Below are 13,324 nucleotides of genomic sequence, written 5' to 3' on the forward strand. Positions count from 1 at the left end.
TTTATGCAATTCGATTTTTTGACGATTTAATCCGGAGGTAGCCCAAGTCTAATTTTAGCATATGAGTTTTTGACTTGAAAATAATCGTTACCCATCACAGTTATTGTATCAGTTTGGGGAATATATAAATAGAGACTAACTTTTATTAGAGAATCAGCAAAGATTTTGGTTTCCGATTCGCTAAGGGCTAAAGTAATATTAGTGTCTACCGGAGCCATAACAATTCCAGCATTATTTGTCAGTCCTTGAGGAACCGCAATTTTTATTCTTACGGAATCACTAAACGAATTTTTAAGTAGCAGTTCGCCTGACATCCCTGCGGGAAAATGATTAGAGATAAGTCCATTAAATGTTCCGCCATATGTATTTTTTCTAATCTGTTCTCGGGTATCTTTATCAATCTTTAGAGTCTCAGGACCAAATACTACTGTATCCGATTGCAAAAATAATCGCATCGGACTTGCTACTTCATAAGTAGCGGTGTTAAACGAATGTCGACTCATCCAACCGTGACCAAAAGATGCGATATTTAATCTAAAAATCACATTATCGGGATGAAAATTAACGAAGCGCGTAAAATTGATTAAAGGCGTCTCGATGTCTGGTTGTTGAGGTGTTCCTCTTTCAAGATAAAAAGTCGTATCCAGCACTAAACTATCACCATTATTATTCAAGGCACACATATTTAATGTTAAATAAATCGGAAACCACACACCATTTATTAACATTAAACTTGCATAAGCATTTGCCACATTGACATTAGATAGAATGTCAGGGAGTTTAATTTTAATCGTTTCAGCAGGGAAATAGTGTTTAAGCGTATCTTTAATTCTACCGGCAAGGGAATCAACTTTAAGATTACTGGTTAAACAGGATACTTTGACAAAATTATCTGAAACAAAGTTGACAAATTGTGGACCGAGTTCAAATTCAATGATGGTTCTTAATGTTAAAGGAGTCGAATCTAATGAGAAGTTTTGATAGAGTCGGTTGGCTAAATCAATTGCTATATGGGTACTATCAAAATCTTCAACAAACAGAGTGTCACCAAATGACAATTCTGGGACTATCACTCGGACTGAACAGGCAACAGGAAAGCCATTATGAAGGGTAACTGATAAATCGCCGTCGTGAAAAATCAAATCACTAATTGTAATCTGATAGTTCATGGGCAGCGTATAGATTTTTTGTTTGGTGACTCGAACCGTGCGTGGCTGTAATGACCGAAAACTACCGGAGTCAATTTTTACTGAATCAAATTTAACATAAAATCTCACTGAATCATATTTAGAAACTGGAATTAAATTTGTGCCAGTGCCGCTGGAAGCAAATTTTATCTGAACATCAAACATACTATCAATCTTGGCATTTTCTATGCGGTGAGAAAACTCTACGCCTGCCATTGAATCGGGTCCTAATAGGTTTATAAGACTTATATTAGAGATTGAGCAACTTACAGAATCAAAAGGTAAATGAGAAAAATTCCATAAAGAAATCCGCAGAACCGCTGAACGAACAAAGACGCTTCGGATATTATCTGTCTCAAGCAATGTATCATAAATTCGGGTAAAAGCCGGGACGCTAATATGCACAGTTGTGTCCGGTAAGACTAAACCAGGAACAATCTGGGGTATCTTTAAAACTACATTACCTGAAGCCAAATTAGAAAAAGTAAAATCTGGTAATCTGGTATAGGTTGAATCTAATCGGTCACGAATCTCAATTGAGTCTAATAAACAAAAGGTATCTAATTTGCCGGCTTTATAAAATTGCAATGATGAATCGTTATTAATTCTAAAGTAACTGGTATCAATAAAATCCCGAATGGAAAAGAGTTTTGCATACAAAGGTATTGTAATATCTGAACGCCATTTTGGGGGCTTAAAACAATTGAAACCTAAGAAAAAAATAAAAATTAGAATACCACAAATAATTTTTTTAATCGGCATTTTTTAGACTCATTATATGTGTTATTCATAGTTTATCAAGGATTTGTTATTATACCAAATAGGAGAAAAATTTCATCTTACAATAAAATTTTTTTAATTAGCATGTTTCAGTTTCATTATATGTGCTGATGCATAGTTTGTCAATTAAAATCCGGATGTGTTACTATGCCAATTGTGTTTTAATAGGAAAAAATTATCTTATGGTCAATTATTTGGGATAACTTTACTTCACCCAATATAGAAAGCGACCGCAGTTGGGGCAATTAACAATTTCGGTTCGACACCGATAAACATATTCCGAAGGTAATTTCATAAAACACCCACCACAGAATTCATTAATTACTTGAACCACAACCCGACCACCATATCGTTTTATAATTCGTTTATATGTAGCGAGTAGATTTGGGTCAATTTTTTGGGCGATTTCTTCACGTTTTTTTTCTGCGGTTTGAATAAAATCTAAAGTAGGCTTGGGAGTCTTAAAACCAATCTTTTTGTAGTCAGGTGAAGCGATATCCTTTAATTGCAGATCTAATTCTTCTAATGCCCGCAAAAGGTTCAGTTGTTTTTTCATTGACGAAAATCCTTTGGTCTGTACCTAACTTATTACCGTATCACAATTTATTTTTGTCAATCAATTTAATGTTTAGGACAGACTATTTTATCTTTTCTTCTAATGATTTTATTAAAGCAATAAATTCTTCAGGAGTTTGTGGCTCAAAAATTCGCTTTTTTGAGGTCAGTTCTTGACAAATCATTGCCACTCGGCCTAATGTGATTAGATATTGATTACCGGGGTCTTGAGGTGGCGCAACAATAAGAAATAGTAGATAAACTGGTTTCTTATCAATTGCATTAAAATCAATACCCTTTTGTGAACGGCCAACAGCAATTTCCAGTTTATCGATTAATAAAGACCGGCAATGAGGAATTCCGATTCCTTTACCAATACCAGTGGAACCTAATTCTTCTCGAGTTAATAATGTTTCTAATAACGATTCGGCATCACTACCGGATTTTAATAAACTGACAAGTTCTTTTAAGGCATCAATTTTCTTTTTTGCTTTTAAGTTTAAATTAATGCGTTCGGGTCTTAATAACGATGTTAATGTCAAGATTACCTCCTACAATTACTGACTGAAAAGACTAAGATGAATTCTTTTCATAATCAGGATTTACATCTTTTCTGGTGCAGAAACACCAATTATCGATAAAATGTCTTTTAAGATTTTTTGAGTTGTCCGGCAGAGATAAATTCGAGCCAAGGTTGTTGGAACATCGTCGGTTACCACGCGAACATTCTCATAGAATTTATGAAAGGTCGTTGCAAGTTCTAAGGCATAATAAATAAGATGATGCGGTTCAAAATTATTTGCCGCAGTCGCAATGACCTCAGGATAATGTAAGAGCATTCTTATTAATTCTCGTTCCTCGGTAGTGTTCAAATAGTTCAAATCCGGAATGGCGCAACCTTCGGTAATTTTTTCCTGAGCAAATCTAATAATACTATTGATTCGAGCGTGAGCATACTGGACATAATATACGGGATTTTCTTGTGAGGTCTTCTGGGCTAAGGCTAAATCAAAGGTTAAATGTTGTGACGCTTTGCGCATTAACAGAAAAAATTTTAACGCGTCGGCGCCGATTTCGGATAGAACTTCATCCAAGGTGATAAACTCGCCCTGTCGTTTCGACATCGCAATTTTTTGATTATTACGCGTTAAAGACACTTGTTGCGCAATAATAATTATTAACCGATGGGAGTCAAATCCCAGACATGCAATTCCTCCTTTCATTCGGGCAATGTAACCGTGATGGTCAGGTCCCCAAATATTTACTAAATATTCAAAATGCCGTTCAAATTTATACCAATGATATGCCAAATCCGAAAGAAAATAAGTTGGACGATTGTCCGCGGTGATTAAGACGCGATCTTCCGAATCACCGAATTGTGAAGACTTAAACCACAGTGCATCATCTTTCTTATAAGTCCAATCGGTTAACTTTTCTAAAACTACTTTTTGGTATCGGGCGACCGAACTCTCCCGCACGAAGTTATCAAAGATAATTCCGAATTTTGTTAAAGATTCTTTTTGCATCTGGATAATTTGATTTAAGAGAAATGAGCGCCACTCAGAATTAGGGAGATTATTCTTTAATATTAAATTGCCAATTTCTACTAAATAACTTCCAGGATAACCATTTTCGGGCAGAGTCGCAGATTCTCCTTGAATTTGTTTGATACGGGCTAAAAGCGATTCATAAAGTAAATCTATTTGCGTTCCCATATCATTAATATAGTACTCTGAAGTAACATCGTAATTGACATAGCGTAATAAATTTACTAAGGCATTACCTAAGGCACCAGCCCGAGCTTGGACAACATTTAAGGGTCCAGTGGGATTTGCTGAGATGTATTCCACTAAAATCTTTTTTCTTTTTCCAAGGTCTAATTTGCCAAAGTCAGGTCTTGCGGCTTTGGCTAATTCCTTGAGCAATAATTGGCGGTTAAGAAAAAAGTTAATAAAACCCCGACCTGCTACTACCACATCGGAAAAAATATCGCGATGGCAAAGTAGTTTCTTTTGGAGTTCGTTTGCGATATCTGTCGCCGGACGATCTTGGATTTTACTTAAGAGGAATGCAATATTTGAAGCATAATCGCCGATTTTAGAATCTTTGAGAAAAACTATTTCGTGTTGCGTTGGAACTTGAGGAACATATTGATTGATTAAATGATTTATGGTCCTGCTAATCAAACAAATCTCCTTTGAGGCGCATCACCCCAGAGTCTTTCTAAACCATAGAACTCTCGCACATCGGCTAAAAAAATATGAATAATAAAATCCCAATAGTCTAAGAGAATCCATTGACCTACTTGATACCCTTCAATATGATGAGGGAAAAGATTAATCTTTTTTAATTTTGTATCTAAATCGCGACAGATTGCTTGAGCGTGAAGTGTAGATTGCGCAGTACAAATTATAAAAAAATCTGTGATGGGAGAGATGTGGCGCAAATCTAACAATAAGACATTTTCAGCTTTTTTCTCTAAAATAATATTTATTATCTTTTCTAATTTTCTTTTACTAATTGCCATTAAAAAAGTATTTTAGGTATAGATGAACCCAATATTTAGTTTTACTGCAATTAATATACATTGAGTAATAAGCATAATATGTTTTAATTACACTTTAATCTTGGAAATAGAGCCGGTCGATTACTAAAAAAATAAATTTTATTCACGGCAGTTGAACAGATTTGATAAATTTTTCGGCATCCCGACCAAGAACAACAGTAACTTCTATATACAATAGAGAATCAATGTCTTTTTGGATTTCCGGAAGGACTTTTCGACTAATAGGCAAAAATCCTAATTTCTTTTGATAAGACATTATGTTCGCTACGGCCATAGCATTAGACAGTTGAGGGTTGACTCTCTCAATAACCGTAGTCCGGTCAATGATTTGTTTTCCGGTTCTTAATTCATAAACATCAAAACCAAAATTTCGCAGAAAATCTTGGGTCTTTCGAGCTTGTTTTTCAATACCCGAACAGTTTATGATTTCAATTCGAATTTTACTAAAATCAGAATTAATGATTTTTTTCGGTTTGCAAAATCGGTAGGCAATAGAAAATAATGCTAGGCCCAAACAAACGGTCAGCAAGATTATAATTATAGTTAAGAACCGCTTCATTTTTTAATCACATTGAGTATTAAATAATTTTTTTACGCGTTCCCATTCTTCCGGTGTATTGATACCAAAACTTTCTTCCGGTGTTTTTGTTCTTACAGAGTTTACCTTACCACCTTGTTTAATAATTTCGGTTAATGCCGAAGTTAGATAATATTCGCCATCTTTGGAACTGGCGGGTAAGGTATCTAAAATCGGTTTTAGTTTTGCAAAACGAAAAGCATAAACGCCGGTATTAATCTCGTTAATCTTCTGAATTTCAGGTCCGGCATCTTTATGTTCAATGATAGCAATGATTTCTTGTTGCTCGTTGCGAACAATTCGACCATAACTTGACGGGTTGTCTAAAATTGCAGTCAATATTGTCGCATCGGCTTTTTCTCTATAAAAGACCTCGATTAATTCTTTAATCGTGGATAATTTTAATAATGGAACATCGCCGTATAATACTAAAATGTCATCATTTACTGATAATAACGGCGCACAAACCCTAACAGCATCAGCAGTTCCTTTCGCCTCAGGTTGAATAACAAACTGGATACCATAATCACTAAAAATATCTTTAATTTCAAGATTATTAGGAGAAATGACGACAATAATTGGGTTTAGTGAGGCTTTTTGGGCCAGTTCTATAATCCAGGCGAGTACGGGACGACCTTTTAGAGGCAGTAACACTTTCGAATGGTTAAGTCCCATTCGTTTACTTTTCCCGGCTGCGAGAATTATTCCGGTCATTAATTATACAATTGTTATTAGCGACAGTTATTTTTTTGGCTTCAAAACTTCTGGCAGTAACGGTTTCCATTGCCGCATAAGATAAAACCGTTAGTTCATCGCCAATTTCTCCCAAGGTAGCAGTTCTTCCATTAAGACACACGGTGCCACTACCTTTTTCACCTTTCGTAACATAGGTTTCGAATTGAGCGCCATTGTTGTTATTGATTACCTGAACCAATTCTCCTTCTAAAATATCAGCGCGTTGAATCAATTCTTCGTCAATGGTAATACTGCAGTCTGTAAGAAGATTTTTATCCGTTACTTTTAAATGTTGGATTTTAGATTTCAAAAGAAACCGTAACATTCACATTTAAGTTTTCTTAGTTCCTTCCTTTTCCTTCGTTTTTTTGATAGTGAGTTCTAACAGCGCCATTTCGGCACTATCCCCTACTCGGTGCTCTAATTTAAAAATTCGGGTATATCCTCCTTGTTGGTTTTGAAACCTTGGGGCTATTTCATCGACTAAATGTTTTACTAACTGCTTGTTTTGTAAAAATCTAAAAACATAGCGTTGATGGGCAACTGATTTATTTTGAGCATACCGAATTAATCGTTCAGCATGTTTTTGTACCAGTTTCGCTTTGGCTAAGGTGGTTTTAATTCGTTCATGGATGAATAAGGATCGGAGCATATTTTTGATTAACGCTTTTCGATGTGCAGCAGTTCGGCCTATTTTTTTTATTTTTCTGCCGTGACGCACAGCTCACTCCTTTTTCATTATTTCTGTAACATCCATGCCAAAACTTAAGCCATGTGCTTCTAAGATTTTACGAACTTCTTCCAAAGACTTGCGACCGAAATTTTCGATGTCAAGCATTTCGCGTTCGGTACGGCTGACCAAATCGCCAACGGTTATAATATTTACCTTTTCCCCAGTTTTTTTCGAGCGCCCTTTTCGGAGACAATTAAGAGCTCGATTTGAAAGTTCCAACTCTTCGATATCCATTTTAAGAAGGTCAATTAATCGTTGCTTTTCTTTGTCATAGCGTTCAGCCATAATAAATTCCGGTTCTTTTTCAGTAGGAATAAGGTTTATGAGATGATTTTTTAAGATTGTGGCACTTTGAATGAAACACTCTTCTGGAAATACCGTTCCATCAGTCCAAATTTCTAAAATTATTTTTTCATAATCAGCTCGGTCCGCAACCCGAGTGTTTTCTACCCAGAAATTCACTTTTTTAACTGGTGAGAAAAAAGCATCAAGGAAAATGGTGCCTTCAGGATAACTGCCAAGTTTTTTTAATCGTTCCGCAGGAATATAACCCCGTCCATTTTCAACACGTAATTCAATGTGGACGCTTTGATTGGCATCGGTAATATTAAGAATGGTTTGCTCAGGATTAGCAATAATGATTTCAGGCGGCACAGTTAAATGTTTAGCCTTATATTCATTTATGCCTTTTGCATGGAGATAACAAAGTTTAGGAGTTTCGGAATCTAAGCGCATACGAATCTTTTTTATATTTAATATGATTTGTGATACATCTTCAATAACTCCGGGAATAGTAGAAAACTCGTGGAGCACATTATTAATACGGACTTGAGTTACTGCCGCACCCTGAATTGATGAAAGCAGGGCTCGACGTAAGGCGTTACCGATAGTATGCCCCCAACCTTTTTCTAAGGGAGTAATAGTAAATTTTCCGTAATTACTGGTAGCAGTTTCTTTTTCGAGAACTGCACTTTCCGGTAATAAAATGGGTGTTAATTTCATAGGTTTATTAACTTATTGTCTGTTCTTTGCGAATTAACATTATAATATCTCATAATTTTATTTTGAATAGAGTTCGACAATTAATTGAGTATTTACTGGTATATCTTTAATATCTTCACGAGATGGTAGTCGTAGTACCTTACCGATAACATTATCTTTATCTAATTGGAGCCAATCGACCGTAGTCGGTTCTTTATCGATCAGGATTTTCTTTGCCATTTCTAACCCTTTTTTATCTTTGATCGAAATCGTATCATCAGGATTTACTTCATAAGAAGGAATGTTAACCTTTTTACCATTTACTAAAATATGTCCGTGACGCACAAACTGTCTTGCCTGTGCTCGGGAATTGCAAAAACCTAAACGATATACAGTGTTATCTAAACGACGTTCTAAAGAGACTAATAATTGTTCTCCAGGATTCTTTTTCTTTTGAGCACGCAAAAAGATGAGATGAAATTGTTGCTCTAATACACCGTATATTGCTTTAAGTTTTTGTTTCTCTTTTAATTGGATAGAATACTGTGAAAGTTTTTTACCGCGGTCAACCTGTTTTTCTAACCGCTTAGGCAATACACATTTATCAGTGTAACATTTTTCGCCTTTGAGAAAGAGTTTCTCGCCGGCGCTGCGACACCGTTTACAAATAGGACCTATGTTTCGTGCCATATAAGTGTCTATTTTAATATAAAAATTGTTTTTTGTCAATCATTAAAAATTGATTTAGTAGAATTTTATTCGGATTTAAGAGACCCAAAATTTACCATAACAAGATTACCTAAAATCTATATCATTATTTTATATTTGAATGTTGAGAGTTTTTATTTCGTTAATCTCAGCAGCTTGTAAATGTCTGGAGTTATAAAAATGTCTGCAGTTATAAAAATCTCTGTAGTTATAAAAATCTCTGTAGTTATAACAATATGACTAAATTTGATTATTTTTTTGTCATAAAGCATTTGGTTCTTTATGGAATTTCATTAGGATTAATTTAAGGTGGAACGAACACAGAATTATTCGAGAGGATTTTTAATTTAGCAAGTAAGAAATACTATACTCTTCTCGGCTTAGGTGGTCGGCAGCCATTATGGGGAATTGGGGTTACATCTCGGATAGCGGTAATTTTTAATCCGGCATTCTGTAAAGAACGAATTGCCGCTTCACGACCAGGACCGGGCCCTTTTATTTCAATGATAACTTTTTGGACGCCTAGTGTAACTGCTTCACGACCAGCGGCTTCAGCGCATTGTTGTGCAGCAAAGGGAGTCCCTTTTTTAGCACCTTTAAAACCAATCCGGCCAGCCGAGGACCAGCATAAAACATTGCCTTCCGGGTCAGTAATAGTTACTATTGTGTTATTAAAAGTAGATAGGATATGAGCGATACAGGTTGGCGGAACTTTGCGTTTAACTGATTTTTTCACTTTGGTCTCCTTTCTTACTTAGGTTTGGTCGTTTCGCGAACCTTTATGACACCTGCAGTTTTTCTTGGACCTTTTCTGGTTCGGGCATTAGTTCGAGTCCGTTGACCACGAACAGGTAAACCAGCACGATGCCTTAATCCACGATAAGAACCGATTTCGATGTAGCGTTTGATGTTTGCCGCAACCTCTGCTCGTAGCGCTCCTTCAACTTTGTAATTAGTCTCAATTTCTTTACGAATTTTTGCAATTTCGTCATCTTTCAATTCCATAACTTTTTTGTTAGGGTCAACACCTGTGCTATCAAGTATCTTCCGTGCCGTACTTAGACCAATCCCATAAATATGGGGTAAAGCGTAAAGGATTTTTTTAGTATCTGGTAAATCAACACCAGCAATTCTTGCCATTTAAATTCTCCTAATTATTATTTCTTAAATTATTATTAAGAGTCTTAGTTTTGAACAAATAATATAATTTATACATAAAATTTGCTGTTTTGTCAAGGATAAAATGCAATGTGTTCAAGAGATACTATACAGTTTATGAGATTTAATTATAATGGATATGTGAAACAGGTCTTGAAATTAGCAAAAATTAATTTTAACCGTTTATTCAAAAACATAGTGTTCTGGAAAAGCGCTCTGGAACTATTTAAAAACACAGCAAAATAAGTAATGTGGGGTAAGTTCCTTATATTAATCGGCAAAACTTGATTTTTCAGACTTCTTTTCAATGAACTCACTGGACGGAAATGTCAATTCTTGCTATTGGATAAATAAATTGAACTTATTGAATATGTTTCTTATTTTTTCTGTGAGTTCTCTGATACGGATGCGCACTGTAAGTGTTTCCTTAGCACTTTTTATAATACTCTTTAAGATAGCATAAAGAATTTTGTTTAATTTCTTTTCTCTTCCATTAGGGGTATTTTCTTTTTTATTGTTATTAAAATTGTCTGTCATAGGAGAATACACTTTTATTTTGAAAATATCAAGTCTAAATTTACACACAATATATGCACTGTCCCCCTTTAACTAATACTTGACAGAAGCAAAAAAATTAAGTATGCTATAAATGATGATAAGAAAACGAAAACATTGTTTCTTTTGTGAACGCAAAGAACAGGTAATCAGTTATAATAATCCAGTGCTGAGAAACTTCATTAGCGAACGCGGCAAAATTCTTCCTGCGCAGTATACTGGGACCTGTCCTCGGCATCAAAGGCGATTAAAGAAAGCAATAAAATTAGCACGTAATCTTGCGATTCTCTCATATGTAAAAAGATGACCGAAGTGGTCTATTTTTAATATCTTTATATTATCGGATGAAGATTATTCTAACTCAAGATGTAGAACGTTTAGGGAAAAAGGGCGAAGTAGTTGAGGTCCGAGATGGCTATGCCCGAAATTATCTTTTACCCAAAGGGCTAGCGATTTATGCAACCAAGGAGCGGTTAAATCAAATAGAGGCAATTAAAGCTGAGTTATTAAAACGGGAAGAACGGAAACTTAAAAAACTTAAAAATTTAGCAGAGAAACTGGAAACACTTTCGCTTAAAATTGAGCTAAGGATGGGGGAAACTGGTGCCTTCGGTGCGATTACTAATGCCGATATCGCCCAATTACTGAAAGCAAATGGATTTGAAATTGACCGTCACAAAATTGAATTATCTTCACCGATTAAAGAACCAGGGATATATGATATTCCTGTCAATTTAGGTGCAGTCTCGGCAACTGTTAAACTTTGGGTTACTCCAGTCCAAGTATAATTCAATTTTGACAATATCCAGAAAAAGAATCATTGTCACAGACTTATAGTCTAAAGTAATTCAGAGATTTTTATGATAGAGGTAAAAGTCGCAGGCGTTCTATTCGATTCTCAAAATAATTCACCCGTGATGTTATTAAAAGAAGTAGACGGTAATAAAATTTTACCAATATTTATTGGTCCAATTGAAGCCGCGGCGATTGCTTATGTTTTAGAAAATGTAAAATTATCAAGACCGATGACTTTAGATTTGATGAAATTGATAATTGAAGGTTTAAAAATTAAGGTCAAACGCGTAATTATTACAGCCTTAAAAGACGATACATTCTTTGCAGAAATAATCATTGAAAACGATAACAAAATTCTTTCAGTAGATGCTCGGCCATCAGATTCGGTAGGATTGGCTTTACGAGTTCAAGCTCCGATTTATGTTGCGGAAGAGGTTATGGATGAAGCAGGAATCACAATGACCGAAGAAGAGGAGGCGCGGTTATCAGAACTTCGCCAGCACCTTCGTAATATTCCACCGGAAGAATTCGGTAATTATAAAATGTAATTATAATACAAATTAGAATATAATTTCTAATGGACCAAAGACAAATTCTGGCTGAGTTGATTAGGGGAACCGAAAGAATAATAAGTGAAGAAGATTTACAGAAAAAACTTGATAGAAGTGTAAAGACTAACAAACCTTTGCGAGTAAAATTAGGCATCGATGCGTCAGGGCCAGATATTCATTTAGGTTTTGCGGTTGTTTTAAGAAAACTAAGACAATTTCAGGATTTTGGACATACTGCGGTATTAATCATCGGTGATTTTACAGGTAGTATTGGCGACCCAACAGGTCGTTCTAAGACCAGACCACAATTGACCGAAGAAGAGATAAAAAGAAATATAGCAAGATATCGAGACCAGGTATTTAAAATTTTATTACCGGAACGAACTGAGTTTCGTTATAATTCCGAATGGTCAAATCAATTAACCAGTAAAGATATTATAAATTTAGCATCTAAATACACAGTTGCAAGAATATTAGAACGAGAAGATTTTAGTCAAAGGTTAAATCAAGGCATACCGGTTTTTATTCACGAAATCCTTTATCCTTTGTTTCAAGGCTATGATTCAGTGGCGGTTAGAGCCGATATTGAATTAGGTGGTGCTGATCAGTATTGGAACCTTTTGGTCGGTAGAGAATTGCAGCGAGAATTTAATCAAGAGCCGCAGGTTGTTATGACGATGCCGCTTTTAGAAGGGACGGATGGCAAATTAAAAATGAGCAAGTCTTATAATAACTATATTGGTATTGCTGAACCACCCAAAGAAATATTTGGTAAGATAATGTCGATTCCTGATGAAATAATTATAAAATACTTCCGATTGTGTACTAATCTTACAGAATCGGAAATTAGAAAAATCGAAGATGATATTAAGGCTGGGCAGAACCCCAAAATTTTCAAGGAGAGATTAGGAAAAGAGATTGTTTCATTATATTACTCGAAAGAAATTGCCGAACAAGTAAGTAAAGAATTTGAACTGGTATTCAAACACAAAAAAATACCGGATGAGATAGAAGAGTTTGTTTCACCTGTTCAGCGGATTAATGTTGTTGAATTGTTAGTGATGGCAAAATTATTGCCTTCAAAAAGTGAAGCGCGAAGAAAAATCAGTGAGGGCGCAATTGAGATAGACGGCCAAAAGGTCAAAGATATAAATTACGAACTTAATATCGAAAAACCAGTTATTATAAAGGTCGGCAAACGTAAGTTTTGCAGAGTATTACCTACATATTAATAAAGTTAAAATCTATTTTTTATATCATTAAAAATATTTAATTTTGTTAGTTATCTGGTAATGCAGATTTCTTGAGGAGGGTATTATAGTAGTAATGATTTACCTCTTTGAGTACTTCTCTTTGAATTAATTTGAGANTCATTGAGGGGACATTATTCTGTCCCCTCAATGATTTACTACTATTTTATAGTTGCGCCAGTAAGTTCAATCC

At 35.2% G+C, this 13,324-nt stretch carries 18 protein-coding genes; 4 read left to right on the forward strand and 14 right to left on the reverse strand.

Annotation, left to right across the window (positions count from 1 at the left end; all coding sequences use genetic code 11):
* Positions 1 to 26 precede the first annotated feature (26 nt).
* The 14 genes from N2201_01670 to N2201_01735 form a co-directional block, all read right to left on the reverse strand.
* Positions 27 to 1,949 carry a hypothetical protein gene (locus N2201_01670; protein ID MCX7784927.1) on the reverse strand — a complete coding sequence of 641 codons (1,923 nt, stop codon included), beginning with the start codon at positions 1,947 to 1,949 and terminating at the stop codon, positions 27 to 29.
* Between the two features lie 223 nt (positions 1,950 to 2,172).
* Positions 2,173 to 2,523 carry a C4-type zinc ribbon domain-containing protein gene (locus tag N2201_01675; GenBank protein MCX7784928.1) on the reverse strand — a complete coding sequence of 117 codons (351 nt, stop codon included), beginning with the start codon at positions 2,521 to 2,523 and terminating at the stop codon, positions 2,173 to 2,175.
* Positions 2,524 to 2,605: 82 nt separating this feature from the next.
* Positions 2,606 to 3,064 carry a PTS sugar transporter subunit IIA gene (locus N2201_01680; protein ID MCX7784929.1) on the reverse strand — a complete coding sequence of 153 codons (459 nt, stop codon included), beginning with the start codon at positions 3,062 to 3,064 and terminating at the stop codon, positions 2,606 to 2,608.
* Between the two features lie 60 nt (positions 3,065 to 3,124).
* Positions 3,125 to 4,708 carry an arginine--tRNA ligase gene (argS, locus tag N2201_01685; protein ID MCX7784930.1) on the reverse strand — a complete coding sequence of 528 codons (1,584 nt, stop codon included), beginning with the start codon at positions 4,706 to 4,708 and terminating at the stop codon, positions 3,125 to 3,127.
* Positions 4,705 to 5,049, reverse strand: coding sequence for a ribosome silencing factor (gene rsfS / locus N2201_01690; GenBank protein ID MCX7784931.1), 345 nt, complete (start codon positions 5,047 to 5,049; stop codon positions 4,705 to 4,707). The genes argS and rsfS overlap by 4 nt, the downstream gene beginning before the upstream one ends.
* A gap of 142 nt (positions 5,050 to 5,191) precedes the next feature.
* The gene (locus tag N2201_01695) at positions 5,192 to 5,602 is read right to left on the reverse strand and encodes a LytR C-terminal domain-containing protein (protein MCX7784932.1); all 411 of its coding nucleotides are present in this window, start codon (positions 5,600 to 5,602) and stop codon (positions 5,192 to 5,194) included.
* A 48-nt stretch (positions 5,603 to 5,650) separates the two neighbouring features.
* Complete coding sequence (locus tag N2201_01700; GenBank protein MCX7784933.1) at positions 5,651 to 6,379, reverse strand: NTP transferase domain-containing protein; 729 nt, start codon at positions 6,377 to 6,379, stop codon at positions 5,651 to 5,653.
* The gene (locus N2201_01705) at positions 6,345 to 6,725 is read right to left on the reverse strand and encodes an aspartate 1-decarboxylase (GenBank protein ID MCX7784934.1); all 381 of its coding nucleotides are present in this window, start codon (positions 6,723 to 6,725) and stop codon (positions 6,345 to 6,347) included. The genes N2201_01700 and N2201_01705 overlap by 35 nt, the downstream gene beginning before the upstream one ends.
* 6 nt (positions 6,726 to 6,731) lie before the next feature.
* Positions 6,732 to 7,121, reverse strand: a complete 390-nt coding sequence (rplQ, locus tag N2201_01710; protein ID MCX7784935.1) for a 50S ribosomal protein L17 — start codon at positions 7,119 to 7,121, stop codon at positions 6,732 to 6,734.
* Between the two features lie 3 nt (positions 7,122 to 7,124).
* A complete protein-coding gene (locus N2201_01715; GenBank protein ID MCX7784936.1) occupies positions 7,125 to 8,135 on the reverse strand; it encodes a DNA-directed RNA polymerase subunit alpha in 1,011 nt (336 codons plus the stop codon).
* A gap of 57 nt (positions 8,136 to 8,192) precedes the next feature.
* Entirely contained in the window at positions 8,193 to 8,804 is a 612-nt protein-coding gene (gene rpsD, locus N2201_01720; protein MCX7784937.1) for a 30S ribosomal protein S4, read from the reverse strand.
* A gap of 382 nt (positions 8,805 to 9,186) precedes the next feature.
* The gene (gene rpsK, locus N2201_01725; GenBank protein ID MCX7784938.1) at positions 9,187 to 9,558 is read right to left on the reverse strand and encodes a 30S ribosomal protein S11; all 372 of its coding nucleotides are present in this window, start codon (positions 9,556 to 9,558) and stop codon (positions 9,187 to 9,189) included.
* A 14-nt stretch (positions 9,559 to 9,572) separates the two neighbouring features.
* Positions 9,573 to 9,962 carry a 30S ribosomal protein S13 gene (gene rpsM / locus N2201_01730; protein ID MCX7784939.1) on the reverse strand — a complete coding sequence of 130 codons (390 nt, stop codon included), beginning with the start codon at positions 9,960 to 9,962 and terminating at the stop codon, positions 9,573 to 9,575.
* Between the two features lie 357 nt (positions 9,963 to 10,319).
* Positions 10,320 to 10,517 (reverse strand): hypothetical protein, encoded by a 198-nt coding sequence (locus N2201_01735; protein ID MCX7784940.1) that lies wholly within the window; start codon positions 10,515 to 10,517, stop codon positions 10,320 to 10,322.
* 112 nt (positions 10,518 to 10,629) lie between these two features.
* Here N2201_01735 and rpsR point away from each other — a divergent pair, with 112 nt between their 5' ends.
* The 4 genes from rpsR (at position 10,630) to tyrS (ending at position 13,113) form a co-directional block, all read left to right on the forward strand.
* Positions 10,630 to 10,842 carry a 30S ribosomal protein S18 gene (gene rpsR / locus N2201_01740; protein MCX7784941.1) on the forward strand — a complete coding sequence of 71 codons (213 nt, stop codon included), beginning with the start codon at positions 10,630 to 10,632 and terminating at the stop codon, positions 10,840 to 10,842.
* 37 nt (positions 10,843 to 10,879) lie between these two features.
* Positions 10,880 to 11,323 (forward strand): 50S ribosomal protein L9, encoded by a 444-nt coding sequence (rplI, locus tag N2201_01745; GenBank protein MCX7784942.1) that lies wholly within the window; start codon positions 10,880 to 10,882, stop codon positions 11,321 to 11,323.
* A gap of 72 nt (positions 11,324 to 11,395) precedes the next feature.
* The gene (locus N2201_01750) at positions 11,396 to 11,878 is read left to right on the forward strand and encodes a bifunctional nuclease family protein (GenBank protein MCX7784943.1); all 483 of its coding nucleotides are present in this window, start codon (positions 11,396 to 11,398) and stop codon (positions 11,876 to 11,878) included.
* A gap of 29 nt (positions 11,879 to 11,907) precedes the next feature.
* Positions 11,908 to 13,113, forward strand: a complete 1,206-nt coding sequence (gene tyrS / locus N2201_01755) for a tyrosine--tRNA ligase (protein MCX7784944.1) — start codon at positions 11,908 to 11,910, stop codon at positions 13,111 to 13,113.
* The last annotated feature ends 211 nt before the right edge of the window (positions 13,114 to 13,324 follow it).

It is taken from the genome of candidate division WOR-3 bacterium, assembly GCA_026418155.1.
Classification (GTDB): domain Bacteria; phylum Hydrothermota; class Tepidihabitantia; order Tepidihabitantales; family CAIPLT01; genus JAOABV01.